General features: G+C 73.7%; 22 protein-coding genes. 11 read left to right on the top strand and 11 right to left on the bottom strand.

Translation table 11 applies throughout. The features are described 5' to 3' along the window. Positions 1-46 precede the first annotated feature (46 nt). Entirely contained in the window at positions 47-2,986 is a 2,940-nt protein-coding gene (locus ACZ4AA_RS23780; RefSeq protein ID WP_467606065.1) for a helix-turn-helix transcriptional regulator, read from the top strand. Positions 2,987-3,106: 120 nt separating this feature from the next. Continuing rightward, on the top strand, positions 3,107-4,735 hold the full coding sequence (locus ACZ4AA_RS23775; RefSeq protein ID WP_467606061.1) for a S53 family peptidase: 1,629 nt from the start codon (positions 3,107-3,109) through the stop codon (positions 4,733-4,735). Positions 4,736-4,820: 85 nt separating this feature from the next. On the opposite strand, the gene ACZ4AA_RS23770 is transcribed toward ACZ4AA_RS23775, so the two are convergent. From ACZ4AA_RS23770 to ACZ4AA_RS23755, 4 genes are all read right to left on the bottom strand, one after another. Then, complete coding sequence (locus ACZ4AA_RS23770; protein WP_467606057.1) at positions 4,821-5,429, bottom strand: dihydrofolate reductase family protein; 609 nt, start codon at positions 5,427-5,429, stop codon at positions 4,821-4,823. Positions 5,430-5,550: 121 nt separating this feature from the next. Next, the gene (locus ACZ4AA_RS23765; protein WP_467606054.1) at positions 5,551-6,366 is read right to left on the bottom strand and encodes an AIM24 family protein; all 816 of its coding nucleotides are present in this window, start codon (positions 6,364-6,366) and stop codon (positions 5,551-5,553) included. After that, positions 6,363-7,268 carry a polysaccharide deacetylase family protein gene (locus tag ACZ4AA_RS23760; protein WP_467606051.1) on the bottom strand — a complete coding sequence of 302 codons (906 nt, stop codon included), beginning with the start codon at positions 7,266-7,268 and terminating at the stop codon, positions 6,363-6,365. The genes ACZ4AA_RS23765 and ACZ4AA_RS23760 overlap by 4 nt, the downstream gene beginning before the upstream one ends. Further along, entirely contained in the window at positions 7,265-8,650 is a 1,386-nt protein-coding gene (locus ACZ4AA_RS23755) for a glycosyltransferase (RefSeq protein ID WP_467606048.1), read from the bottom strand. Before ACZ4AA_RS23755 ends, ACZ4AA_RS23760 begins: the two co-directional genes overlap by 4 nt. Before the next feature lie 141 nt (positions 8,651-8,791). Here ACZ4AA_RS23755 and ACZ4AA_RS23750 point away from each other — a divergent pair, with 141 nt between their 5' ends. Both ACZ4AA_RS23750 and ACZ4AA_RS23745 read left to right on the top strand, forming a co-directional pair. Next, a complete protein-coding gene (locus ACZ4AA_RS23750) occupies positions 8,792-9,220 on the top strand; it encodes a BlaI/MecI/CopY family transcriptional regulator (RefSeq protein WP_467606044.1) in 429 nt (142 codons plus the stop codon). A gap of 4 nt (positions 9,221-9,224) precedes the next feature. After that, positions 9,225-10,196, top strand: a complete 972-nt coding sequence (locus ACZ4AA_RS23745) for a M56 family metallopeptidase (RefSeq protein ID WP_467606040.1) — start codon at positions 9,225-9,227, stop codon at positions 10,194-10,196. Positions 10,197-10,338: 142 nt separating this feature from the next. Here ACZ4AA_RS23745 and ACZ4AA_RS23740 read toward each other — a convergent pair whose 3' ends face one another. Further along, positions 10,339-10,923, bottom strand: a complete 585-nt coding sequence (locus ACZ4AA_RS23740; protein WP_467606036.1) for a hypothetical protein — start codon at positions 10,921-10,923, stop codon at positions 10,339-10,341. Positions 10,924-11,072: 149 nt separating this feature from the next. Here ACZ4AA_RS23740 and ACZ4AA_RS23735 point away from each other — a divergent pair, with 149 nt between their 5' ends. Then, positions 11,073-11,750 (top strand): response regulator transcription factor, encoded by a 678-nt coding sequence (locus ACZ4AA_RS23735; protein ID WP_467606033.1) that lies wholly within the window; start codon positions 11,073-11,075, stop codon positions 11,748-11,750. Next, positions 11,743-13,218 carry a sensor histidine kinase gene (locus tag ACZ4AA_RS23730; protein WP_467606030.1) on the top strand — a complete coding sequence of 492 codons (1,476 nt, stop codon included), beginning with the start codon at positions 11,743-11,745 and terminating at the stop codon, positions 13,216-13,218. The genes ACZ4AA_RS23735 and ACZ4AA_RS23730 overlap by 8 nt, the downstream gene beginning before the upstream one ends. Before the next feature lie 48 nt (positions 13,219-13,266). On the opposite strand, the gene alc is transcribed toward ACZ4AA_RS23730, so the two are convergent. Then, entirely contained in the window at positions 13,267-14,391 is a 1,125-nt protein-coding gene (gene alc, locus ACZ4AA_RS23725; protein ID WP_467606026.1) for an allantoicase, read from the bottom strand. Positions 14,392-14,437: 46 nt separating this feature from the next. Beyond that, positions 14,438-15,778, bottom strand: a complete 1,341-nt coding sequence (gene allB, locus ACZ4AA_RS23720; RefSeq protein WP_467606021.1) for an allantoinase AllB — start codon at positions 15,776-15,778, stop codon at positions 14,438-14,440. Positions 15,779-16,010: 232 nt separating this feature from the next. Here allB and ACZ4AA_RS23715 point away from each other — a divergent pair, with 232 nt between their 5' ends. After that, positions 16,011-16,814, top strand: coding sequence for an IclR family transcriptional regulator (locus tag ACZ4AA_RS23715; protein WP_467606017.1), 804 nt, complete (start codon positions 16,011-16,013; stop codon positions 16,812-16,814). A 122-nt stretch (positions 16,815-16,936) separates the two neighbouring features. Here the strand turns inward: ACZ4AA_RS23715 and ACZ4AA_RS23710 are convergent, their stop codons facing one another. Together ACZ4AA_RS23710 and ACZ4AA_RS23705 are read right to left on the bottom strand one after the other, a co-directional pair. Next, entirely contained in the window at positions 16,937-17,635 is a 699-nt protein-coding gene (locus ACZ4AA_RS23710; RefSeq protein ID WP_467606013.1) for an ABC transporter ATP-binding protein, read from the bottom strand. A 17-nt stretch (positions 17,636-17,652) separates the two neighbouring features. Then, entirely contained in the window at positions 17,653-18,693 is a 1,041-nt protein-coding gene (locus tag ACZ4AA_RS23705) for an ABC transporter permease (protein WP_467606009.1), read from the bottom strand. Positions 18,694-18,849: 156 nt separating this feature from the next. Here ACZ4AA_RS23705 and ACZ4AA_RS23700 point away from each other — a divergent pair, with 156 nt between their 5' ends. Continuing rightward, positions 18,850-20,208: a sensor histidine kinase gene (locus ACZ4AA_RS23700; RefSeq protein WP_467606004.1), complete on the top strand. Its 1,359-nt coding sequence runs from the start codon at positions 18,850-18,852 to the stop codon at positions 20,206-20,208. Continuing rightward, on the top strand, positions 20,205-20,837 hold the full coding sequence (locus tag ACZ4AA_RS23695; RefSeq protein WP_467606000.1) for a response regulator: 633 nt from the start codon (positions 20,205-20,207) through the stop codon (positions 20,835-20,837). The genes ACZ4AA_RS23700 and ACZ4AA_RS23695 overlap by 4 nt, the downstream gene beginning before the upstream one ends. Before the next feature lie 56 nt (positions 20,838-20,893). Here the strand turns inward: ACZ4AA_RS23695 and ACZ4AA_RS23690 are convergent, their stop codons facing one another. Then, positions 20,894-21,217: a DUF5955 family protein gene (locus ACZ4AA_RS23690; RefSeq protein WP_467605997.1), complete on the bottom strand. Its 324-nt coding sequence runs from the start codon at positions 21,215-21,217 to the stop codon at positions 20,894-20,896. Between the two features lie 210 nt (positions 21,218-21,427). Here ACZ4AA_RS23690 and ACZ4AA_RS23685 point away from each other — a divergent pair, with 210 nt between their 5' ends. Beyond that, positions 21,428-22,027, top strand: a complete 600-nt coding sequence (locus tag ACZ4AA_RS23685; RefSeq protein ID WP_467605991.1) for a nucleotidyltransferase family protein — start codon at positions 21,428-21,430, stop codon at positions 22,025-22,027. Positions 22,028-22,333: 306 nt separating this feature from the next. Further along, on the top strand, positions 22,334-23,968 hold the full coding sequence (aceB, locus tag ACZ4AA_RS23680; RefSeq protein WP_467605987.1) for a malate synthase A: 1,635 nt from the start codon (positions 22,334-22,336) through the stop codon (positions 23,966-23,968). 46 nt (positions 23,969-24,014) lie between these two features. On the opposite strand, the gene ACZ4AA_RS23675 is transcribed toward aceB, so the two are convergent. After that, positions 24,015-24,929, bottom strand: a complete 915-nt coding sequence (locus tag ACZ4AA_RS23675) for a HipA family kinase (protein ID WP_467605982.1) — start codon at positions 24,927-24,929, stop codon at positions 24,015-24,017. Positions 24,930-25,128: the final 199 nt, after the last annotated feature.

The raw sequence follows: 25,128 nt of genomic DNA, 5'->3' as shown, positions 1-25,128 counted from the left end.
CCGCCCGCCGGTCGCAGAACGTACGGCCGCCGCGGAAGGACGGTCGTTGACCGGGCGCCGCGAGCTGCTCGACACCGCCCGCACCGAGTTGGCCGCCCGTCCAGGGGTGCTGTTCCACGGTCCCCCGGGGATCGGCAAGTCCACGCTGGTGGCCGCCCTCCTGACGCCCTCGGCCGCGCGGGAACGGCCTGTCGGCACGGTGCTCTCCTGCTCGCCTGCGGAGGAGGACGCCCGGCTCCCCTTCGTCGGCCTCATCGACCTGTTCGCGCGCGTCCCCGAGAGCTGCCTGGAGACCCTGGCGCCCGTGCCCCGGACGGCACTGCGGGCGGCGCTGATGCGCGGCCCCGAACCGGCCGACGACCGGAGCCGTCTCGCGGTGCGCGTCGCCGTCCTCGAAGTGCTGCGAACCCTGGCCGCCACCGGCCCCGTTCTGCTGGTCGTCGACGGCCTCCAGTGGCTCGACGAGCCCAGCGCCGAGGTGCTCGCCTTCGTCGCGCGCCGGGTCGAGGGCAGCGGTCCACGGATCGTCGCCACCGAGCGGGTGGCCGAGGGCGAGCAGCCCGAACGACTGCGCTGCTGCCCACCGGGCACGGTCGCGCTTCCCGTGCCCCCGCTGACGGACGACGAGGTGGCCCACCTCGTGCGCACCGGCTTCGGGCCCGGCCTGCCGCCCGCACTGCTGCGGGCCGTTCAGGACACGGCCGCCGGGAACCCCTGGTACGCCTCGGAGTTGGCGCGGGAGGCACTGCGCGGCGGAGCACCCCTCGGCTCCGGCCGGGCGCTGCCCGTGCCGCGAGGGCTGCGCGCCCTGCTGCTCGACCGGGTGCGCACGCTGCCGGAGGCGGCACGGCACACCCTGCTCGTCGCGAGCGCCGCCGCCCGCCCCAGCCTCACCCTGCTGCGGGCCGCAGGACTCCCCGACCCGGCCGCGGATCTCTCCGCGAACCCCGCCGTACACCGCGCGGACCCCATCGCGGACCTCGCGGACGGCGACCGGTCAGGCGTCGCGGCGGTCGACACGGACGGCACCGTACGCTTCCGGCATCCGATGCTCCGGGCGGCCGTCTACGCCGACGCCCCGGAGCACAGCCGCCGGGAGGCACACGCCCTGCTGGCCCGCGTGGTCACCGAGCCCGTGGAACAGGCCCGCCACCTCGCCCTCTCCGAGCCGCACGAGGACGAGTCCGTCGCCCGCGCGCTGATGTCCGCGGCCGCGTACGCACGCCGCGACGGAGCACCCGACGCCGCCTTCGAACTGGCCGGGTTCGCCGCCCGGCGCACTCCGGGCGACCACCCCGTGGACCGCGGCGAACGGCTGCTGGCGGCCGCCGACTACGCCTGCGACGCCGGTCGGCTGGAGGAGGCCGGCCAGGTGGCCGGGGCCGTCCTCGCCACGTCGGGTGCGCCGCGGCAGCGGGTACGGGCCCGGCTGATCCTGCTGCGCAATGCCGGGCAGGCGCTGGAGGGCACCCACGATCTGATCCAGGAGGGCCTCAGGGACGCCGAGGGCGATCCGCAGGCGCAGGCGTGGATGCACCACTGGGCGGCACTGCGCGGCCTGTTGTGCGGGGAGCTGGAGGACGCGGCCCGGTTCGCCCGGCGCGCCGCCCGGCAGGCGGCCCGGACGGGAGACACGGACACCCGGATCGGGGCGCTCGCGACCCTCGCCCGGGTGCGGTCCCTGGCCGGGGAGCCGGTCGCCGCCGACGCCGCGCTCGAGGAGGCGCTCGCCCTGGTCGGCGGCGCCGACGCCGGCCCGGAGAGCTGGGGGCTGATCCGGATGCGGGCGATCCTCGCCCTGGACTCCGACAAGGTGACCGAGGCCCGGGAGCAGGTCACCGGACTCCTCGCGGACATAGGCGAGTTCGCCGGGGTCGAGGAGGTCATGGCGACGCTGGTGGCGCTGACCCGCATCCAGGTGCGCTCCGGGGACTGCCGTGAGGCGCTGCGCACCGCCGCCCGCTGCTCGCGCGCCCTGGCCGAGACGGGCGTACAGGCGGCTCCGACGCTGTACGCGGCGGCGCTCGCGGCCACCGCGGGCGGCAGCGTCGACGAGGCCCGGCGGCTGGCCGGAGAGGCGGTACGGGCCTCGGAGGCGGACGGCGACCGGCTGTTCCTGCTGCGCGCGCTCGCGGTGCTCGGTCAGGCCCAGCTGCTGCCCGGCGACCCGCACGGAGCGGCCGCGGCGGTCGAGGCGCTGCACCGCGTCAAGGAACTCGGCGAGGCCATGTCCGCGGCCGATCCGCCGCTGCTGCGCTGGTACGGCGATCTGGCCGAGGCGCTGGTCGTGCTGGGCGAGTCGGACGCCGCCGGGGCGGTGATCGGCGAGGCCCGCGCGCGGGTGTCGGGCGACGCGCCAGGGAGCGTACTGGCGGCTCTCGAACGCGCGGAGGGGCTGCGTGAGGCGGGGCTCGGGCGGGCGAAGGAGGGGGCGCTGCGGCTGCGTGCCGCGGTGGAGCTGCTGCGCCGGCTTCCGCTGCCCGTGGAGCTGGTGCGCACCCTCATCGCGCTCGGCGCGGTCGAGCGTCGCGGGCGCCGCAGGAACGCGGCGCGGACGGCCCTCGCCGAGGCGCTGGAGACCGCCACCCGTATCGGCGCCGCTCCGCTCGCCGCGCGGGCCAGGGAGGAGCTGACGCGGCTGGAGGCCGGGGAGCGCAGAGGTGAGCCGGGCACGGACGGGCCCGAACTCACCCCCACGGAGGCCAGGATCGCCGGACTGGTCGGCGGCGGTGCCACCAACAGGGAAGTCGCGGCCGAGCTGTTCATCAGCGTGAAGACGGTGGAAGGCGCCCTGTCGCGGGTCTACCGCAAGTTCGGCGTCCGCTCGCGCACCGCGCTGGCGCACGCGATGGCGGCCGCCGTGATCGCTTCGGGCGCGGCGGTGGATGCCGGCGAGGACGACCAAGTGAGGCCGCCTGCGCAAACAGTGACGATCAGTCAGTCCGGCGCCCTGCGGATTCCCCGTGCGCTCGACACACGCCGTTGACGTGACATCAGCAGTTAACACGTGATGCAAGGGTTCCCCCGCTTATGCGGGTGGGGCTGATGTTCCTACGTTGAAGCAGTTCCGTTTCGGGACATCACCCCCACTCTCCGGAGGACCTCAGTGAAGTCACGCCTGAAACTGGTCGGCCTGGTCGCCGCGCCGGCTCTGCTCGCCGCCGCCGTCCCCACCGCCTACGCCGTCGGCGCCTCCGAGCCGCACCCGGCCCGCGCCGCCGTCACCGGAGATGTCCTGAAGGGCCTGAACAGCAACGCGACCCGCACCGGCAAGGTCGCCGCCGGGAAGCGGATATCGGTGGCGATCAGCCTGACTCCCAGAGACGCCAAGGCACTTGACACCTTCGTGGCGAAGGTCAGCAACCCGCGGTCGAGTTCGTACGGCCACTATCTGACGAAGCACCAGTTCGCCGCCCGCTTCGGCCGGACCGACGCCGAGGTCAAGCGGCTCAAGGACTACCTGCGGGCGCAGGGGCTCACCGTCACCGCCGTCCACTCGGGGAACCTGCTGGTCGACGCGAGCGGCACCGCGGCCCAGCTGGAGAAGGCCTTCGGTACGAAGCTGTCGACCTGGAAGGACGGCGCTTCGGGACGCTCGTTCTACGCCAACGACGCGGCGCCGACCCTGCCGGCCGCCGTCGCCTCCCTCGTCAGCGACGTGGCCGGACTCAACAACCGCGCCCAGCTGCGCCACCAGGGGCCCTCCACCGTGACCCCCCACAACGGCCCGGGCGGCGGCTACACCCCGGCCCAGCTCAAGGGCGGCTACAACGTCTCCGGCACGTACACCGGCAGCGGCCAGAAGATCGCGCTGATCGAGTTCGACGGTTTCCAGCAGTCCAACATCACCAAGTACGACACCAACTACAGCCTGGGCTCCCCCACCCCGGCGGTGCAGAAGGTGGACGGCGGTTCGGGCGCGCTCGGCGACGGCCAGGTCGAGGTCGAGCTGGACATCGAGGTCCTGCACGCGATCGCGCCCAAGGCGAACGTCACCGTCTTCGAGGGCCCCAACTCCGACGCCGGTGAGGTCGACACCTACCAGGCCATCGTCGACAGCGGGATCCCCACCACCTCGATCAGCTGGGGCGCCGCCGAGAGCGCGCGCACCACGTCCAACATCAACGCCGTGGACGCCGTCTTCAAGGCGGGCGCCGCCCAGGGCCTCGGCTTCTACGCGGCCTCCGGCGACGACGGCTCCGACGACGCGGGCAACGGCGGCACGGCCGTCGACTTCCCGGCCAGCGACCCGTACGTCACCGGTGTCGGCGGCACCAAGCTGACCGTCACCTCGTCCAACGCCTGGAGCAAGGAGGTGGCCTGGTCCGGCGGCGGTGGCGGCAAGTCCTCCGTCTTCAAGATCCCCAGCTGGCAGACCGCGGTGCAGAAGAGCGCCGGCGGCGGCTTCCGCCAGGTGCCGGACGTCTCGGCCCACGCCAACCCGAGCCCCGGTGTCTCGGTCTACTCGCAGGGCTCCTGGACCTCGGTCGGCGGCACCAGCGCCGCCGCGCCCGAGTGGGCGGCGTTCGCCGCGCTGTACAACCAGCAGGCCGCGGCGGCCGGCAAGGCCAACCTCGGGTTCGCCAACCCCGCTCTGTACACGGCCAACGGCACCGGCTTCCACGACGTCACCAGCGGCAGCAACGGCGCCTATTCCGCCGCCACCGGATGGGACTTCACCAGCGGATGGGGCTCGTACAACGCCTCGACGCTGGCGAGCAAGCTGCTCGGCTGACCCCACGAAGGCCGAGGAGCGGCCGACGCGGCGCGGGCCGGGATCACTCCCACCCGCGCCGCGTCGCCATGAGCGGGCCGCGAAGCTAGTAACTGCCGTACGTGGGGCGGCCTTCGCGCTCGTACGTGTTGACGGTGACCCCCGAGCCGGTGATCGTGCCGCCGGTCCGGCGGAACGCGGTGGGCAGCGCGCCGTCGGCGAAGAGGCGGCGGCCCGCCCCGAGCACGACCGGGAAGGTCATCAGGTGCAGGGTGTCGATGAGGCCGAGCGCCAGCAGGGACTGGGCGAGGGAGGCACTGCCGTGGATCTGGAGCTCGCCCCCGGTGCGCTCCTTGAGGGCGGTGACCTCCTTGCCGAGGTCGCCGGTGATCACGGTGGTGCCCTCCCAGGCGGGCTCCGTGAGGGTCGAGGAGACGACGTACTTGGGCAGCGCGTTCAGCTTGGAGGCGATCGGGTCGGCCGGGTCGGTCATCTTCGGCCAGTAGCCCGCGAAGATCTCGTACGTGCGCCGGCCCAGCAGGAACGCGTCGACGCGCGAGAAGTTGTCGACGACGAAGTTCCCGAAGTCCTCGTCACCGAAGGGAACGCTCCAGCCGCCCTGGTCGAAGCCGCCGCTGGGGTCCTCCTCGGGACCGCCCGGCGCCTGGTGGACTCCGTCGATGCTGACGAACGCGGTGAGGGTGAGCTTGCCCATGGCGGTGCCTGCTTCCTTGCGGTGGGGTCTGCTGACATCAGGGCAGACCCCACCGGCGCCCGCAACTCATCGGTCCCGCGACACGGTCCTGCGGATTCCGTCCACGGGGCCCGCTCCCGGCTCACCCCGCGTCGGTCGAGAACAGTCCGCCCGTCGGGCCCTGCTTGTCGCCGCCCTGGGCCTTTCTGAGGGCGTTGGCGAGGCTCTCGATGGTGAGGGACTGGAGGATCACCCGTCCATTGCCCTCCAGGGTGGCCAGTGACAGGCCCTCGCCGCCGAAGACGGCGTTCATCAGCCCCTGGCGGTTGAGGCCGCCGATGCGCTGGACGCCGTACCGGATGCCCTCCTCGAAGGCGACCACGCAGCCCGTGTCGACCTCGATGCGGCCGCCGAAGTCGGCGGGGTTCAGATCGATGAAATTGCCCGCGCCGGCGATGATCACCGTGCCGTGTCCGGTGAACTTCTCCAGCACGAATCCCTCCCCGCCGCTGCGCCCGGTCCGCCCGCCCTGGAAGGCGATGCCGAACAGGACGGTCGACTCCGCCGCCACGAAGGCGTCCTTCTCGGCGAACCACGCGCGCGTGCCGTCGAGCTCCAGCGCGCGCATCTCACCGGGCAGCACCCCCGCGAAACCGACCGTGCCCTCACCGCCCGTGCACGTGAAGTACTGGAACGCCAGCGACTCGCCCGCGAGGGCGCGCTGGCCCGCCTGCATGGCGGTGCCCACGGCCTGGCGCAGCATGCCGCCCATGCCGCCACCGCCGCCCTGCTGCCCGCCGCCCCCGCCGCCCGACGGCCCGGAGAGCCGTGTCTCCATGGTCACGTTGGTCGTCTTGAACAGGAACTTTCCCGCTTCGCAGTACACGGTCTGGCCGGGACGCAGGTTGACGACCGCCATCTGCATGGCGTTGCCGACGATTTCTTGCTGAAGGGTCACGCCGGAAGAACGCGGGAGACGGAGCGAAGAGTTCCGGCCGGCCGGGTGAGATGCGGGACGACGGGCCGGGGAGGCGGGGATCCGTGCTCGCGGAGCGGACCGACCTCGTACCCGCGTCGCTCGCACGTGTCGAGAATGCGCGGAAGGGCGCCGAGGGCGGAGCGCCACGCACCCGGCGCCGAGGTGCAGTCCGAGTCGTGGAGCAGCACGGTGCCGCCGCCGCGCAGGTCGGCGACGACGGTGCGGTGGACCGATTCCGGGGTGGCCCTGGCGGTCCAGTCCTCGCCCCAGCACGTCCAGAGGACCGGGGTGAGTCCGAGACGGCGGGCGGCCAGGTGGGCCGGGCCTGACATGACGCCGTACGGGGGCCGGAAGAGCGTGGGCGGTGTGCCCGTGATCTCGGCGACGGTGTCACGCGCGCGGGCCAGATCCGTGTGGGTCGCGCGCGGACCGCGCAGCAGCAGCGGGCGGTGCGCCCAGCCGTGCACGCCTATCTCATGGCCCGCCGCCGCGATCTCGCGGACCAGGCCGGGTGAGCGGTGCGCCTGGCTGCCGAGCAGGAAGAAGGTGGCGTGTACGTGCCTCGCGGCGAGGAGGCGCAGGAACGAGGGCGTGGAGCGGGGGTCGGGGCCGTCGTCGAAGGTGAGGGCCACGTGATCCGCGCGGCCCTTGCCGGCGAGGCGGGGCATCACCCGGTTGCGCAGCGGCCCGAACGTGGAGACGACCGGCGCGCAGTGGGCGGCGGCCAGCGCAGCCGGCACGGCCGCGGCGACGGCCGTGAGCAGGAACGCCGTCCTGAGCGGCCGTGTCGTGAGCGGCCGCGTCACGAGGGAGAGCGTCGTGACGGGGCTCGTCGTGAGGGGGCTCGTCGTGAGGGATCGGGTCATGCGCGGCCGGGTCATGAGTGGTGTCCTTCCGGGCCGTGACCGGCCACGCTGGAGACGAGGTCCAGGTCGAGGTGCCAGCTCACCGTGTGCACCAGCGTGGGGCCCTGATAGCTGGTGGCGACCCCGGTGGCGACGGCGGACGCCCACACGGCGCAGGCCACGGTGGCCGTGGTGACCAGCCGTCGGACCCGTACGCGTCGCCGTCCGGTGGGCGGCGGCAGCACGGGCGGCCGCGCGGAGCGCAGCACGCGGGCGGTCTCCGCCGCCGGGCCGCGGTCCGGGGAGTCCGCGAACAGCGCGAGTCCCGCGGCGCGTTGGCGCGGCCCGAGCGGTCCGTCGACCAAGTCGGCGAGAACTTCCTTGAGTTGGGCCCGGTCGCGGATCCAGACCGCCACACCGGCCTCGTCGAGGGCTTCGGCGTTCGTCAGGCCATGGCCGGGTATGCAGCCGTAACTGGCCACGGGCAGCCCCGCGGAGAAGGCTTCGAGGGTGGTGAGTCCGCCCGCGTTCTGCACGAGGACGTCGGCCGCGTGCATCAGGGCGGGCATGTCGTCGACCCAGCCGTGGACGTGCTCGATCCCGTCGGCGCGCAACCGCGCGGCCAGCGCCTGGTTGCGGCCGCAGACGACGACCGGGACGACCGCGCCGCAGTCGCGCAGCTCCCGGGCGACCCGCCGGACGGGGCCGACTCCCCAGGAGCCGGCCACCAGGAGCGCGAGCGGGGCGCCGTCGGGGAGCCCGAACTTCTCCCGCGCGCGCCGGCGCCGCCGGGTGTCGCAGGGGTGGAAGCGGGGGTCGGCCACGGGTCCGCGGACGCGGACGTCCTCGGCTCCCGCCGCCCGCGCCTGTGCGGCGGGTACGGCGTGGGCGGCGAGATGGACGTCCACGCCGGCCGCCACCCACAGGGGGTGCACCGAGAAGTCGGTGAGATAGGTGATCACGGGGATGCCGAGGCGGCCGTCGAGCCGGAGGTTGCCCAGGACGCGGCTGGCACCGGGGTAGGTCGACACGACGGCGCCGGTCCCGGGGTGCAGGGCCTTCAGGACGCGGTTCTCGGCGGACCTCAGCAGGGCTCGCGCGCCGCGGCCACCGCCTCCGGCGCGCTCGGTGCCGGAGTAGATCCGCTGGTAGAGCCAGGGGGCGCGGTCGAGCATCAGGTGGTAGGCGTCCCTGGCGGTCCGGCCGAGGCGAGCGGGCAGGAGGTCGAGCAGGTCGTACCGGTCGACGGCGATCCCCTCCGCCGTCAGGCGGCGCTGGAGTTCGGTGGCGGCGCCGTCGTGGCCGGCGCCGACGCTCGCCGAGACGATCGCGACACGGTCCCGGTGCGCCTCCGCGAGACGTCCGGGGGACACACCCGTGCCCGCCGGTGTCAGGTGCGCTCGTCCGCCGTTGGCCATGGGCTGTCCTCTGCGTAGGTGGGAGACCGAGCAACTACATGATGTAGTAGGCCGAGATCGAGACCGGAGCATACCTCCTACAACTAGTAGTAGGTCACCGGGGTAGCCTTGCCCGAAGACAGGGCGTCGGAAGGGCGAACGGTGAAGGAACCCAGGAGCGAGGCAGCCTCCGGCACGACCGGCAGGCGCGCCCGAGGCGAACTCGAGGGCTCCGTACTCGCCGCGCTCTGGTCGGCCGACCACCCCTTGACCGCCCGTCAGGTGCTTCAGCGGCTACCGGGCGGACTGGCCTACACGACCGTCCTGACGATCCTGTCGCGGCTCTACGACAAGGGCATGCTCGTCCGGCGGCCCGAGGGCCGCGGTTACGCCTACGCGGCGGTGCGCGACGAGGCCTCGCACACGGCGCGGCGGATGCGGTCCCTGCTGGACGAGGGCTCCGACCGCGAGGCGGTGCTGAGCCGTTTCGTCTCCGAACTGTCCGATCAGGACGAGCGATTGCTGCACGAACTACTGTCCGCGCACGAGGGGCACCAGGGCCGCCGAAGCGACGTCGACGGCGGGAAGTGAACCGGTGCTGATCAGCGTGTACGTTCCGCTCGTCGTCACCGCCGTGCTGACCGTGCTCGCGTCCCCGGTGGCCCGCCTGCTCGCTCCGCGTCCCGCCGCCCTGGCCCTCGCCTGCGCGGCGGTGGTGACCACCGTCGGCTGGATGGGATCGATGGCGCTGCTCGCCTTCACCGCCGTCGCCCAGATCCCCGAGGTGGCGGAGGCGGGACGCTGGTCCGTCCCCGCACTGCGGGCCGAGGATCCGGTCCACCTCACGGTCGCGGTGGTCAGCGCCCTCGTCCTGACGGCCCAGCTGGTCTCCCTGGGCCTCGCTCTCGTCCGCCGTACCCGCCAGATCCTGTGGGCGCGCCGCGAATGCGCCGCGCTGACCGGTGACAGCGAGCTGTCCGTCGTCGACGACGACAGACCGCGGGCCTTCGCCCTGCCCGGATCGCCCGGCCGGATCGTCGTCTCGCGCGGCATGCTCCAGTGCCTCGCCCCCGCCGAACGCGAGGCCCTGCTCGCCCACGAGAGGGCCCATCTGATCCACCGCCATCACCACTTCCAGACCCTGTGGCACCTCACGGCCGCCGCCAACCCGTTGCTGCGGCCGCTCGCCGTCGCCGGCGGCTTCGCCCTGGAACGCTGGGCAGACGAGGACGCGGCGGCCCGCGTCGGCGACCGCGGTGTGGTGGCCCGGGCGGTCGGACGCGCGGCTCTCGCGGCCGCGGCCCGCCCCTCGGGCGGCACCGGGGCACTCGCCCTCACCGGCGGTGTCGTACCGCAGCGGGTACGAGCCCTGCTGGCACCGCCCCCGCCGCGCCGGGTGCTGCCCATCGCCGCCGGAGCGCTGCTGCTGCTCCTGTGCTGTGCCGGTCTGGCCAACGCGGCGGCCGACAGCGACGACCTGCTCGACGACGCCCAGCGCGCCCAGTGCCAGGCCGTCGCACCGCACCCGGCCGAGCCGCGTTGTGCCTGTCACGACGAAAGGCCGTAGCTCCCACGGAGCCAGGTCACCCTCGTTCCCGTGCGGCTCCTTCGGTGCGAAGCCGCCCTCGTACCTGCGTGGCTCCTTCGGTGCGAAGCCGCCCTCGTACCTGTGCGGCGCGGCCGGGGCCGCGCCGCTCGGGGGTTCCGGTTCAGCCGTTCAGGACGGTGTTGCCGGTCACCGTGCCGCCGGTGCCGTCGATCGTGACCGCGTGCCGCACCCCGTCGGGTCCGACGACCACGATCCGCCAGGCCCGGCCGCCACCCTGCTCCGTGACCGGCGCCAGCGACTCGACCTTGCCGTCCTTGATGGCGGCGGCCGCCTTGTCCACGGCGTCCGCCGCGGAGAGCGAGGGCAGCGGGGCCGGGGCCTCGCCCGCCGACGACGCGGGGCCGTCCTCACCACGCGAGCCGTCCTGGCCCTCCCGGATCCGGCCGTCGAACGGCTTCGGGCCGTCCTGGCCGTCACGGCCTCCGGGCTCCGCACGGAACCCGCCGCGCCACCCGGGGCCCTCGGCGGACACCATCTTGCGGTCGCCGTGTCCCTCCTCGTGGTGGTGGAAGGCCGCCGCGGCCACACCGCCGCCGATCACCACCACGGCCGCGGCACCGGCCACGGTCCAGCGCGCCCGGCGTCCGCGCAGGACGCGCCCGCGGGCCGGCTTCGTCGCCGTCGTACCCGGATCGTCCTCGTCCGGCTGCTGCTGCGGTTCCCCCGCGCCGATGGATTCACTCACTGCGCCCACCCCGATCTCCTGGAGAGTCCGGGCCCTGCGCCCGGTCGTCCGGGCACAGCATCGCCGTAACGTGCTGAAGACTTCCTGAAGACCTGAAGACGCCTTCAGCTTGGCGCCTTCCCCACCCGGCGACCTGCCACCCTGGGGGCATGCGTGTACTGGTGGTGGAAGACGAGCGCCGGCTGGCCCTGGCGCTTCAGCACGGCCTGACCGCCGAGGGCTTCAGCGTGGACATCGCGCACGACGGTCTCACCGGGCTCGCCAAGGCCACCGAGCGCGCCTACGACGTCGTCGTGCTCGACATCATGCTGCCCGGCCTCAACGGCTACCGGGTGTGCCAGCGGCTGCGGGCCACCGGCAGCAACGTCGGCATCCTCATGCTGACCGCCAAGGACGGCGAGTGGGACGAGGCCGAGGCGCTGGACACCGGCGCCGACGACTACCTGTCCAAACCCTTCTCCTTCGTGGTCCTCGTCGCCCGTCTGCGGGCACTGGCCCGCCGGATCGGCAGCCGGGCCCCGCGGCGCACCGTGCTGGGCGACCTGGTGGTCGACTCCGCCGCCCGCACCTGCACCCGCGGGGGCGTGGCCGTCCCGCTGACCCCGCGCGAGTTCGCCGTGCTGGACCACCTGGCCCGGCGCGCCGGGGAGGCCGTCTCCAAGCGGGAGATCCTGGACGAGGTGTGGGACAGCGGCCAGGACAGCGACCCCAACACCGTCGAGGTCCATGTCAGCGCCCTGCGGCGCAAGATCGACACCCCGTTCGGACGCGCCGCGGTGCAGACCGTCCGCGGCGCCGGATACCGACTGGCGGCCGACGGTGGCTGAGCCGGACGTCTCCCCCCGGGAACCCGGGCGCCCGGGGATCGTCGCCGCCACGCGCCGCCGGGCCCGTACCGCGCTGCACCGCCTGACGGGTCGTCCCCGGGCGGCCGCGCTGATACGCCGGCTCGCACCGCGCTCGGTCCGGACCCGCACCACGCTCGCCGCCTGTGTCAGCGTCGCCGTCGTCATGGTCGCCGCGTCGGCCGTCGTCCTGATGATGCTACGCGGCAACCTGGAGCGCACCGTGGAGACCGGCGGCCTCGCGCAGGCGAAGGACGTCGCCCGCCTGGCCTCCACCGGACGCCTCCCCGAGCCGCTGACGCTCGGCCCCGGCACCGACTTCATCCAGGTCGTCGACGACCACGGCAACGTGGTCGCGCAGAGCCAGAACCTCACCGGCAGGCCCGCCCTCACCCCCACCGGAACCCACAACGGCCACCGGACGTACGACCTCGACGCCCTCGGCAAGGAGCGCCACCAGCGCGTCACCACGGTCACCACCCCCACCTCCGCCGGCCCGGTCACCATCCACGTCGGGGCCTCTCTGCGCACCGCCGACGCCGCCGAGGACACCACCGCCGCGGCCCTCGCCGCGCTGAGCGCCCTGCTGCTGTTCACCGTCGGCGCCCTGACCTGGCGTACGACCGGACGCGCGCTGCGGCCGGTCGAGGCCATCCGCGCCGAGGTCGCCGCCATCGGGGACCGCGGCCTGGACCGCCGGGTTCCCGCCCCGCGCGGGGACGACGAGATCGCCCGTCTCGCCGACACCATGAACGCCATGCTCGAACGGCTGGAGGCCGCCGGTACGCGGCAGCGGCAGTTCATCGCCGACGCCTCGCACGAACTGCGCAGCCCCCTCGCGGTGTTGCGCACCCAGCTGGAGGTCGCGCTCACCCACCCCGATCCGCAGGTGCGGGACACCCTGGTGGCGGGTGCCCTCCAGGACACCGAGCGCCTCCAGGCGCTCTCCGCCGACCTGCTGCTGCTCGCCCGCCTGGACGCCACGGGCCGAAGCGGGCCCACCGAACCCGTCGACCTCACCGAACTCGCCCGCACGACCGTCGCCGTCCGCTCCACCGACCCCCACCCGGTCACCCTGCACGCCGTGGGCTGCGTCACCGTCCCCGGCAACGCCCTGTGGATCGGCCGGCTGCTGACCAACCTCCTCGACAACGCCCAGCGTCACGCCCGGCACACCGTCGTGGTCCGGCTGTCGGAGGACCGGGAGACCGGCGACGCGGTCCTGGACGTCACCAACGACGGCCCTCCGATCGCCGCCGCCGACCGGGAGAAGATCTTCGAACGGTTCGCCCGTCTCGACGACGCCCGCAGCCGTGACGACGGCGGCACAGGCCTCGGCCTGCCCATAGCCCTGGACATCGCCGCCCTCCACGGCGGCACGATCACGGTCCTGGACACCCCGGCCGGCACCACGTTCCGCACCCGCCTCACGACGGGCACCCGGGACTGAGGCCGGGCGGCACCCGCGGAGCGGGCCCGGGCCGGCTTCCGGTACCGCTCAGCCGCCCAGTTCCTGGTGCCGGGCCGTCAGGGCCGACCTCCCCTCCTCGGTCAGGGAGCCGAAGAGGCGCAGGCGGGAGATTCCGCCGTCCGGGAAGATGTCCACGCGCGCGTGCGTGGCGAGGGTGGGCGCCGTGAGGGTGAAGCGGTGGTCGGTGTCGGGCTGGAGGCGGGTGCGGGGCAGGATCTCCGTCCACTCCCCCGCGTCCCCTTCGTCACCGTTCCGCACCGACACCGAGGCCCAGCCGGCGCTGTTGCCCTTCAGATACGCCGTGTCGATCTCGACGGCACGGATCTCGGACGGGGCGACGAGCCGGTAGCGGATCCAGTCGTTGCCCCGGTCGCGTCGCCTGCGTGTCTCCCAGCCGTCGTCCATCTTGCGCGAGCGGCCCGGCTGGATGGTGTTGGTGGCGGGTGAGTAGAAGAGGTCGGAGGCGTCCTCGACCTGTCCGCCGTTCTCCAGGGCGACCACGTCGAAGGTGCCGAGGGCGGACAGCCAGCGCGGGTCGGGCACGACCTCGCCGTGCACGCGCAGGCGCGCGATCCCCCCGTCGGGGTGCTGGTTGACCCGCAGATGGGTGAAACGCTGTTCGACGGAGACGGCGAACCCGTTGGCCGCGTGACCGCCTACCGGCGTGCGCGGTACCAGAGTCGTCCACTTCACCTCGTCCGCCAGGAGTTCCTCGGGCGAGGGCGAACCGGGCACCGAGGCGCCCTCGACCGACACCGCCTGCGGATAGTTGCCGCGGAAGTGGGCGGTGTCGACGACGATCCCGCGGACGACACCGGGGGCACCGAGGCGTACCAGGGCCCAGTCGTGGTCCTCGGCCGTCGGCCACGGGTGCTCGGCCGAGACACCGCGGCGCCGCCGGGTCTCCCAGCCGTCCATGATCTTGCCCTTGTGGCCGAAGTGCTCGGGGTCGAACTCCGCCGCCCCGGCCAGGAGGAGGTTCTCGCGCTGGGCGAAGAACTCGTCGTTGGCGGCGACGACTCCGGCGCCGAGCCGCCGGTCCGCGAGGTCGGCGTACCGGGTGAAGGGGAAGTCGGCGGTGCGGTAGTCCGCGTACGGGTCGCCGCCTCCGTAGGGTCGCGCGTCTCCGGTGAAGCTCTGGGTCGCCGTCACGGTGATCAGGGGTTCCTTTCGGGAGTCGGCTGGTGGGGGGCGCGGGTCAGGTCGTACGGGTCAGCAGATGACCCTTCGGAGCGGTGAACTCGCCGTCCGCGAAGACGCGTTCGCCGCGCAGCCACGTCGACTTCACGACGCCGCCGAGGGTCTTGCCCGCGTAGGCCGTCACCCGGTTGCGGTGCTGGAGCGCGGCCGGGTCGACGGTGAACGTCTCCTCGGGGGCGAACACCGCGAAGTCGGCGTCGTGGCCCGGCGCGATGGCACCCTTGCGGCCGTCCAGGCCGACCAGCTGTGCCGTGCGCGAGGACATCCAGCGGACCACGTCCTCCAGACCGTGGCCGCGCCCGCTGGCCTCGGTCCAGACGGCGGACAGGCTCAGTTGGAGGCCGGAGATGCCGCCCCACGCGGTGGCGAAGTCGTCCGTCTTGAGGTCGGCGGTCGACGGCGAGTGGTCGGTGACCACGCAGTCGATCGTGCCGTCGGCCAGCGCCCGCCACAGCAGGTCCTGGTTGGCGGCCTCGCGAATCGGCGGGCAGCACTTGAACTCGCTCGCGCCGTCCGGGACTTCCTCGGCGGTCAGGGTGAGGTAGTGCGGGCAGGTCTCCACGGTGAGCCGGACCCCGTCGGCCTTGGCCGCGGCGATGACCGGGAGCGCGTCGCTCGACGACAGGTGCAGGACGTGCACCCGGGCGTCGAGTCTCCTGGCCTGGGCGACGAGGTTCTCGACGGCGGTGTCCTCGGCGTCACGGGGGCGCGAGGCGAGGAAGTCGGCGTAGTCGGGACCGCCCTTCTGCGGGGCGGCGGCCAGGTGGTGCGGGTCCTCGGCGTGCACGATCAGCAGGCCGCCGAAGCCGGCGATCTCGGCCAGGGAACGGGCGAGTTGGTCCTGGTCCAGCTCGGGGAACTCCTCGACCCCGGACGGCGACAGGAACGCCTTGAACCCGAACACCCCTGCCTCGTGCAGGGGTTGGAGATCCTTGACGTTGCCGGGCAGCGCACCGCCCCAGAAGCCCACGTCGATGTGCGCCCTGGAGCGGGCCACGTCCTGCTTCGCGCGCAGGCCCGCGACCGTCGTCGTCGGCGGGAGGGAGTTGAGCGGCATGTCGATGAGCGTGGTGATGCCGCCGGCGGCCGCGGAGCGGGTCGCGGTCCAGAACCCCTCCCACTCGGTGCGGCCGGGGTCGTTCACATGGACGTGGGTGTCGACGAGACCGGGCAGCAGGACGTCGTCGCCGAAGTCCTCCGAGCGGGCTCCGGAGGGCACCTCGACGTCGTACGGCAGCACGGCCGTGATCTTCCCCGCGGAGACCGCGACCGACGCGGCGCGCGTCCCTTCGGGAGTGATGACACGCGTCGAGCGCAGCACCAGTTCGGCTTCGGACACCCGGACCCCTCTCTCCGCCTCCGTCGACTCCCGTTGCCGCCGGGTTGCTTCCGCGGAACGGAATTCAACTTTCTGTTGAAGAAGTCTTCACTCCGGCCCCCGCGCCGTCAAGGGGTCCCCCGGCGGCCTGTCCGCTGCCGGGTAGGCTGCGTCTCTGCCCGCCCCGCCGCCGCCCCCTTCGAGACTCTTCGGGTCACCCCGCTCGATTCCGCGCCCCGAAAGGACCGCCGCCGTGCCGCCGTCCAGCGCCAGCACCACCGACGCCCGATCCTCCGCTCCCAGTGGCGGCGTCCAGTCCCTCGAGCGCGCCTTCGATCTGCTGGAGCGCATGGCGGACGCCGGGGGCGAGGTCGGTCTGAGCGAGCTCTCCGCGAGTAGCGGGCTGCCGCTGCCCACCATTCACCGGCTCATGCGCACCCTCGTGGCCTGCGGATACGTACGGCAGCAGGCCAACCGCCGGTACGCGCTCGGCCCCCGTCTGATCCGGCTCGGCGAGTCCGCCTCCCGGCTGCTCGGCACCTGGGCCCGCCCCTATCTGGCGCGCCTGGTGGAGGAGACCGGCGAGACCGCGAACATGGCGCTGCTCGACGGGGACGAGATCGTCTACGTGGCCCAGGTCCCCTCCAAGCACTCGATGCGCATGTTCACCGAGGTGGGCCGCCGGGTCCTGCCGCACTCCACGGGCGTCGGCAAGGCCCTCCTGGCGCACACCCCGGACGACGAGGTGCGCGCGCTGCTCTCCCGTACGGGCATGCCCGCCGCGACGGAGAAGACGATCACCACGCCGGACGGCTTCCTCGCCGCGCTCGCCGAGGTCCGCCGGACCGGATACGCCATCGACGACAACGAGCAGGAGATCGGCGTCCGCTGTCTGGCCGTCTCCGTGCCCGACTCCCCGACCGCCGCCGCCATCTCGATCTCGGGCCCGGCCGGCCGGGTCACCGAGGCCGCCACCGACACGATCGTGCCGGTGCTCCAGCAGGTCGCGGTGGAATTGTCGGAGGCCCTGGCGAGCTCGGGTCCGGGCGCCGGCTGAATCAGGCGGATCCGAACCAGGCGCGGGCCGAGCCGAACCAGGCGGGCGCGGGCCCAGGCCGTGCCCGCGGGGGCGGGCGGTGCGGCGGGGAGCGGCGGGCCGCACCTCGTTCCCCGCCCGGCTCAGAGCGCCCCGCGCCCCGCGGCGGGCACGGTGGCGGGTGTCTCCAGGCGCCCGTCCGTCATCTCCCGCACCGCGTCCACCTCGCCGAGGTGGGCGCGGTCGTGCGTCACGAGGACGGTCGCCGTGCCGCGTTCGCGCGTGAGCCCGAGCAGCAGATCGAGCACGGCGGTGCCGCGTTCGTGGTCGAGGGCGCTGGTCGGTTCGTCGACCAGGAGCACCGACGGCTCGTTGACCAGGGCGCGGGCGATGTTCACCCGCTGCCGCTGGCCGCCGGACAGCTGATGCGGGCGCCGGTGCGCCAGATCGCCGAGTCCGACCGCGTCCAGCAACTCCCGCGCTCGGCCCGTCACTCGGCGCCGCCCGTCCAGGTGACCCATCACCTGGAGCTGCTCCAGCACGGTCAGTGAGGGGAGCAGGTTCGGCTGCTGGAACACGATGCCGATCTCGCGCCGCCGCAGGACGGCCCGCTCCGCCGCGGTGAGCGCCCCCGTCTCCGTACCGCCGACGAGAACGCGCCCGCGGTCCGGGGCGACCAGGGTCGCGGCGACCGCGAGGAGGCTGGACTTGCCGGAACCGGAGGGCCCCACGACGGCCGTCACCGTTCCGGCCGGCACCAGGAGGCCGACTCGGTCCAGAGCGGTCAGACGGCCGTCGCCGTCGGGGTAGGTGAGGGTGATGTCTTCGAGGGTCAGGCTCATGAGGGGACTTCCCGTTCTCATCGGGCGCTCGCCAGCGCGGTCAGGGGGTCGACGGCGGTGATCCGGCGGACGGACAGGCCCGCGCCGAGCGCCCCGAGGGCGATGGTGACGGCGACGGGGCCGAGCACGGTCGGGGCGTCCAGGGCGAAGGGCACCTCGCCCCCGCGTCGCACGAGCGCGCCCGCCACGGCGGCGAGCCCGGTGCCGAGCAGCGTCCCGGTGACGAGCAGGAACACCGCCTGCCCGAGCGCGTCGCGCAGCAGGTACGGCGTGGAGGCGCCCAGCGCCTTCAGGACCGCGATGTCGGGCGACCGCTGGATCGTCCAGACGGTGAAGAACGCCCCGGTGACGAGCGCAGAGATGACGAACAGGAATCCGCGCATGAGCTGGAGGGAGCCGTTCTCGGCCCGGTAGGAGCCGATGGCGGTGAGGGCGTCGCCCCGGGTGAAGGTCCTCGTACCGGCGGCGCGGTCGGCCGCCCGCAGGTCGGCGCCGTGGGTGCGCAGGGCGATCACGGTCGCCGTACCGGAGAAGGCGGTCCACACGACCGGGGTGTGGCTGTACGAGGCCCGGCCGGCGACGGCCGCGACGGTCAGCTCGGCGCCGCCGAGCCGTATCCGGTCCCCGGAGGTCACACCGAGCGCGGCGGCGGCCTTTCCGGACAGCACGGCCCGGCCGGGCGCGACTCCCGGCGGTGCGATGCCCGAGCCCGGCCGTACGGCGAACGAGGACACCGCGGTCGTACGGCTCCCGGCGGCCGCGTTCAGGGTGCGGACGCCGATCGGTTCGGCCGAGAGGACGCCTGGCCTGCCGGCCCAGCTCTCCCGGGCGCGGGCGGGCACCGGGACGCCGGTGAACGACACGGGCTGTCCCGCGGCCGGCGCGGCGAAGGCCAGGTGGTCGGCGGGCAGCGCGGTGACGGCCGAGGTGTTCTCCTCGGCGAGCCCGGCGGTCAGCCCGGACAGCAGCCCCACGAGCAGGGTGATCAGTACGACCACGGATCCCATCAGGGCGAACCGCCCCTTGGCGAACAGCAGGTCTCTCCATGCGACGAACATGCCTCGACCCTGCCGTCCGGGCCGGGCCCCGGGCATCACCCCGCCGCTCGGTTCCCCCGGGCCGAAGGGGCGGCCCGCCGCCGTCGAAGGGAGCGGCCCGCTTTCAACCTTTCGGTTGACCGGGTCCGGGCCCGCCCCGCCTACCCTGGAACGACCATGAACGTCCGCCGCCACTCCCCCGTCGTCGCCGTCCTGCGGCTGTGTCTGTACGCCCTGCTCGCGGGCCTCCTGCTGCTGGCCGCCGTCCGCAGCGGGGACACCGGGCACCCGACCGCGGTCGTCCTGTCGGTCCTGGTGACGGGCGCCGTGCTCGTGGCGGGCGCGGTCTCGCCCGCGGTGCGCCGCTCACGGCGTGCGGCCGCGCTGTGGGTGGCCGCGCTCGGCGCGAGCTGGCTGGCGCTGGTCGCGCTCTCACCGGACGGGCTGTGGGTGGCGTTCCCGCTCTACTTCCTGCAACTGCATCTGCTGCCGGTGCGCTGGAGCCTGCCCGCGGTCGCCCTGACCGCGGGGGCGGCCGTCGCGAGCTTCGTGGCGCACGGCGCGCCGCTCACCCCCGGCGCGTTCATCGGTCCCCTGCTCGGCGCGGGGGTCGCGGTCGCCACGGTCCTCGGGTACGAGGCCCTGTACCGGGAGAGCGAGCGCCGCCGCGAGCTGATCGAGGAGCTGATCGCCACGCGCGCGGAGCTGGCCGAGGCCGAACGCGCGGCGGGCACGCTCGCCGAACGGGAGCGGCTCGCCCGCGAGATCCACGACACCCTCGCCCAGGGCCTGTCCAGCATCCAGCTGCTGATGCGGGCGGCCCAGCGGCTGCTGCCCGCGGACTCCCCGGCCGCCCCGCATCTGGAGCAGGCCCGGGTGACCGCGCAGGACAACCTCGCCGAGGCCCGCCGCTTCGTCCGCGCGCTCACCCCGCCGGGTCTGGAGCACGGCTCGCTGGCCGCCGCGCTGGAGCGGCTGTGCCGGTCGGCCGCCGTGGACACACCGAAGGTCCGCTTCTCGGTGAGCGGCACGCCTGCCGGGCTTCCGACGCCGTACGAGGTGGCCCTGCTGCGGATCGCGCAGTCGGCGCTCGGCAACACGCTGCGCCACGCGCACGCCGATCGCGCGGAGATCACGCTCAGCTTCATGGACGGCTCCGTCACGCTGGACGTGGTGGACGACGGGACCGGCTTCACCCCGGGAGGCATAGGCCCGGACGGGGAGTGCGTGGCCAGGGACGGCGTGGACGGAGCCAGGGGGGAGGGAGACCAAGTGGAGGGAGACCGGGTGGAGGGAGACCGGGTGGAGGGAGACCGGGTGGACGGCGGCTTCGGGCTTCCCGCGATGCGCTCGCGCGCGCGGTCGCTGGGCGGGACGTTCACCGTCGAGTCGGCGCCAGGACAGGGCACGGCGGTGGCGGTCACGCTGCCCCTCCCGGTCTCCGGGGAGGGGCCGAAGGCACCCCCGGCTGCCGCCGCGTCCCCCGTCCTCGGCGCACGGCCCGGATCGGCGCGCACCGCGGGGAGCCGGGCATGACCGTCCGCCTGCTGCTCGCGGACGACCACCCCGTCGTGCGTGCCGGACTGCGCGCGGTGCTGTCCGCGGAGCCGGACTTCGAGATCGTCGCGGAGGCTCCGACGGCGGAGGCCGCGGTGGAGCGGGCCGGGGCCGGCGGCGTGGACGTCGTGCTCATGGACCTCCAGTTCGGCGCCGGGATGCACGGGGCGGAGGCCACGGCGGCCATCGCGGCCCGCCCCGGGGCGCCCCGGGTCCTCGTCCTGACCACGTACGACACCGACGCGGACATCCTCGCCGCGGTCGAGGCGGGCGCCTGTGGCTACCTCCTCAAGGACGCCCCTCCGGAGGAGCTGTCCGCCGCCGTGCGCACCGCCGCCTCGGGTCACTCGGCCCTCGCCCCGAAGGTCGCCGACCGGCTCATGGACCGTATGCGCGCCCCCGCGGCCGCCCTCAGCCGCCGGGAACTGGAGGTCCTCGAACTGGTCAAGGACGGGATGTCGAACCAGCGGATCAGCAAGGAACTGTTTCTGAGCCAGGCGACCGTGAAGTCCCATCTGGTGCACATCTACGCGAAGTTGGGTGTGGACTCCCGCACCTCGGCCGTGGCGGCGGCAACCGAGCGGGGTGTCATCCGCCGGGGGCGCTGAGGAGGGTCACCGTCGGCTGCGGTGCGGGGGGCACCGTCGGCTGCGGCGCCTGGGGGTCACCGTCGGCTGCGGTGCGGGGGTTCCCCGAAGAGTTCGACCGCGTCGCGGACGTCGGCCAGGCGGGTCGCGAGAGCGCTCACCGAGCCGATCGCTCCCGCGACCAGGAGGAGCGATCGGCGCAGCCGGGGAATCTCCGGGAGGCCTCCGGCGGCCATCGCGGCGAGGGACGCGAGTTCGTCCTCGGCGATGCCCCGGTCGGGGAACTCGACCGGATGCACGGCGAGTTCACGGCGCAGCCGGGCGACGGCGGTACGCAACCCCGCCACCCTCGGATCCTCGTCGCTGCCCGTCAACGGTCTCTGCCCCAAGCTCCGCAACACAGCTCTCCCCCTCGCACGCCGCTGTGCGTCGGTCCCGCCCATGCCGGTATCCGGTTCCCCGTGGCGGTGGTCGGGCGCCGGGGGACGCGGGTCAGTAAACGCCACCCGGTGCGCCGGGCGCCACTGCGCGGACCGAAATTCAGCCCGGGGACGCCGAGGTGACGGCCGGCTTCCGGGGCGTGCCGCGGCCGGGTCGGGTATGCAGGGGGCATGACGGAGAACGAGGGCGAGGTGGCGGGGCTGGTGCTGGCGGCCGGAGGCGGACGGCGTCTCGGGGGCCGACCCAAGGCACTCCTGCCCCACCGGGGGCGGCCTCTCGTCGAACACGCGGTGGGGGTGCTGCGCGCCGGCGGCTGCGCCCGTATCCATGTCGTCCTCGGCGCGCGGGCCGAGGACGTGCGGGAGCGGGCGTCCCTGGCCGGGTGCGTCCTGGTGGACAACCCCGGCTGGGAGGAGGGAATGGGTTCCTCGCTGCGGGCCGGGCTCGACTCGCTGGCGGACTCGGGCGCGCGGGCCGCACTGGTCTCGCTGGTCGACCAGCCGGGGATCGGCGGGGAGGCGGTGGCCCGGGTGCTGGCCGCGTACACCTCTCCGCTGACACTCGCCGCGGCGGCGTACGACGGTGAGCGCGGCCATCCGGTGCTGTTCGGGGCCGGTCACTGGGCCGGGATCGCGGCGACGGCCGTCGGCGACCGGGGTGCGCGCGCCTATCTGCGGGCCCACGACGACGAGATCACCCTCGTCGAGTGCGGGGACGTGGCCCGCGCGTACGACATCGACACGGAGGCCGATCTGGTCCACCTCGAGTGAGCGGGGTGGCACCGGGCGCCACCTTCGGTCGACCTGAAGAGTCTCGACATCAACAAACCATTGAACTTCCACCATGAGGAAATTAGTATCCACTGATCAGAAGCGCCTCGCGGGTCAGCCGTACGCCGTAGGCATCCGTTTCCGGCCGCTCGCCGACACGGCACGCCGTGGCACGGAGTGCCGGGCGCGGTGACGCCGTCCATGATTCGCTCGTTCGACCGGTGTACGGCGCTCCCGCAGGACCCGTACGCGGCCCGCCCGTGGCCGGCTCGCCCGCACGAAGCTCGCTGAAGGAAGTGACTGCTCATGTCCGCACCAGCGCCGTCCCCGCTGGCCATCGTCGACGCCGAGCCCCTGCCCCGGCAGGAGGAGGTCCTCACCGAGGCGGCCCTCGCCTTCGTGGCCGAGCTGCACCGGCTGTTCACGCCCCGGCGTGACGAGCTCCTCGTCCGCCGCGCGGAGCGGCGCGCCGAGATCGCCCGCACCTCCACGCTCGACTTCCTCCCGGAGACCGCCGCGATCCGCGCCGACGAGACCTGGAGGGTGGCCCCCGCTCCGGCCGCGCTGAACGACCGGCGGGTCGAGATCACCGGGCCCACCGACCGCAAGATGACGATCAACGCGCTCAACTCGGGCGCCCGGGTGTGGCTCGCGGACTTCGAGGACGCCTCGGCACCCACCTGGGAGAACGTGATCCTGGGCCAGCTGAACCTGATCGACGCCTACACCCGGAGCATCGACTTCACCGACCCGGGCTCCGGCAAGTCGTACGCGCTCGGGCCGGACGCGGAGCTCGCGACCGTCGTGATGCGCCCGCGCGGCTGGCATCTGAACGAGCGTCACCTCGTCGCCGCCGACGGCACGTCCGTGCCCGGCGCGCTCGTGGACTTCGGTCTCTACTTCTTCCACAACGCCCGGCGGCTGCTCGACCTCGGCAAGGGCCCGTACTTCTATCTGCCCAAGACCGAGTCCCACCTCGAAGCCCGCCTGTGGAACGACGTGTTCGTGTTCGCCCAGGACTACGTCGGCGTCCCCCAGGGCTCGGTCCGCGCGACCGTCCTGATCGAGACGATCACGGCCGCCTACGAGATGGACGAGATCCTCTACGAACTCCGCGACCACGCCTCGGGGTTGAACGCCGGCCGGTGGGACTACCTCTTCTCCATCGTCAAGAACTTCCGTGACGGCGGGACCAAGTTCGTCCTTCCGGACCGCAACGCGGTGACGATGACGGCCCCGTTCATGCGGGCGTACACCGAACTCCTCGTCCGCACCTGCCACAAGCGGGGTGCCCACGCCATCGGGGGCATGGCCGCGTTCATCCCCTCGCGGCGCGACGAGGCGGTCAACAAGGTGGCCTTCGAGAAGGTCAAGGCGGACAAGGACCGTGAGGCGGGCGACGGCTTCGACGGCTCGTGGGTGGCCCACCCCGACCTCGTCCCGATCGCGATGGCCTCCTTCGACGCGGTCCTCGGCGACCGGCCGAACCAGAAGGACCGGCTGCGCGAGGACGTGTCGGTCGCGGCCGGTGACCTCATCGCCGTCGACTCGCTCGACGCGCGCCCGACGTACGACGGTCTGGTCAACGCCGTGCAGGTCGGCATCCGTTACATCGAGGCCTGGCTGCGCGGCCTGGGCGCGGTCGCCATCTTCAATCTCATGGAGGACGCGGCCACCGCCGAGATCTCCCGTTCGCAGATCTGGCAGTGGATCAACGCGGGTGTCGTCTTCGAGCACGACGGCGAGACCGTGCCGGCCACCCCGGAGCTGGCGCGTGAGATCGCCGCGCGGGAGCTCGCCGACATCCGCGCCGAGATCGGCGAGGAGGCCTTCGCGGCCGGCCGCTGGCAGCAGGCGCACGACCTGCTTTTGAAGGTCGCGCTGGACGAGGACTACGCGGACTTCCTGACCCTGCCCGCCTACGAGCAGCTGACCGGCTGACCCCGGGCGTGCCGTGACGGGCCGACCGGGTCCCCCGGCCGGCCCGTCACCCCAGGTGCACCGTCCAGTCCTGCTCGGCGGCCGGTTTGCCGTGCAGGTCCGGGACGTGCTTGAGCCAGTCCGGGCGGCCGCTGCGGGTGCGCCGGGCGCGGTCGGCGTCCTCGGCGGCGAGCTGTTCACGGCTCGGGAAGTCGGTGGGGAGCCAGGCCGCCGAGGCGCGGACACGGGCGAGGAGATACCCGGCGTACGCGTCACGGACCGCGTCCGGGCTCGCGAAGCCCGGCTCGTCCATGAGCCAGGCGTCGGGCACCTGGGCCAGAACCGTGCGCAGCAGCTCCTCGGTGACCTTGGGGGCGAGCTCGGCGTCGGCCGCGCGGGTGTCGGGGCCGTGGCCGCCGAGCGCGTGGCTCCTGAAGTCGTAGGCCTTCTCGGGCGCCGAGCCGTCCCAGCGGTGGTGGAAGACGAGGGCGGCACCGTGGTCGATCAGCCACAGCCGGGGCGGCGCGACGCCGAGGGTGGGCCAGATCATGAGGTTCGAGCTGTGCACCGTCCGGTCCACGTTGACGGTGAGGGCGTCCAGCCAGACCACCTTGCCGGCCTCCAGCGGGTCGACCCGGAACGTCCGCGCGACCTCCGGGGTGAAGTCCTTCGCGCCCGGCAGATAGTCCATGCCGAGGTTGAGGCCGGCGCTGGCCCTCAGCAGGTCCTGGACCTCCTGATGGGGTTCGTGGCCGCCGACGGCGGGATCGAAGTGCACGAGGACCAGCTCGGGGAAGCGCAGCCCGAGGGCCCGGGCCAGCTCCCCGACGATGATCTCCGCGACCAGCGCCTTGTGGCCCTGCGCGGCCCCCGTGAACTTCACGACGTAGGTCCCGAGGTCGTCGGCCTCGACGACCCCCGGCACGGAGCCGCCCGAGTGCAGGGGCGCGACATAGCGCGTTGCAGCGACCGTCCTCAGCATGATCCAGGACCCCACGGTTCTTTCGTCGTACCTTCCACGACACGTTCCAACGCGTCGCGACCCCGCGAATACTCCCGGATCGGTCCGCCGGATGCCGGCAGTGATCAGCCGATGACGGTCCAGGTGTCGCCGCCGGCGAGGAGGGCGGCGAGGTCGCCCTTGCCGTTCTGTTCGATGGCGGCGTCGAGCTGGTCGGCCA

The organism is Streptomyces sp. NPDC024698 (assembly GCF_055559015.1).
Note: the sequence above shows the minus strand (reverse complement) of the source record. Positions and strands in the feature narration are given on the sequence as shown.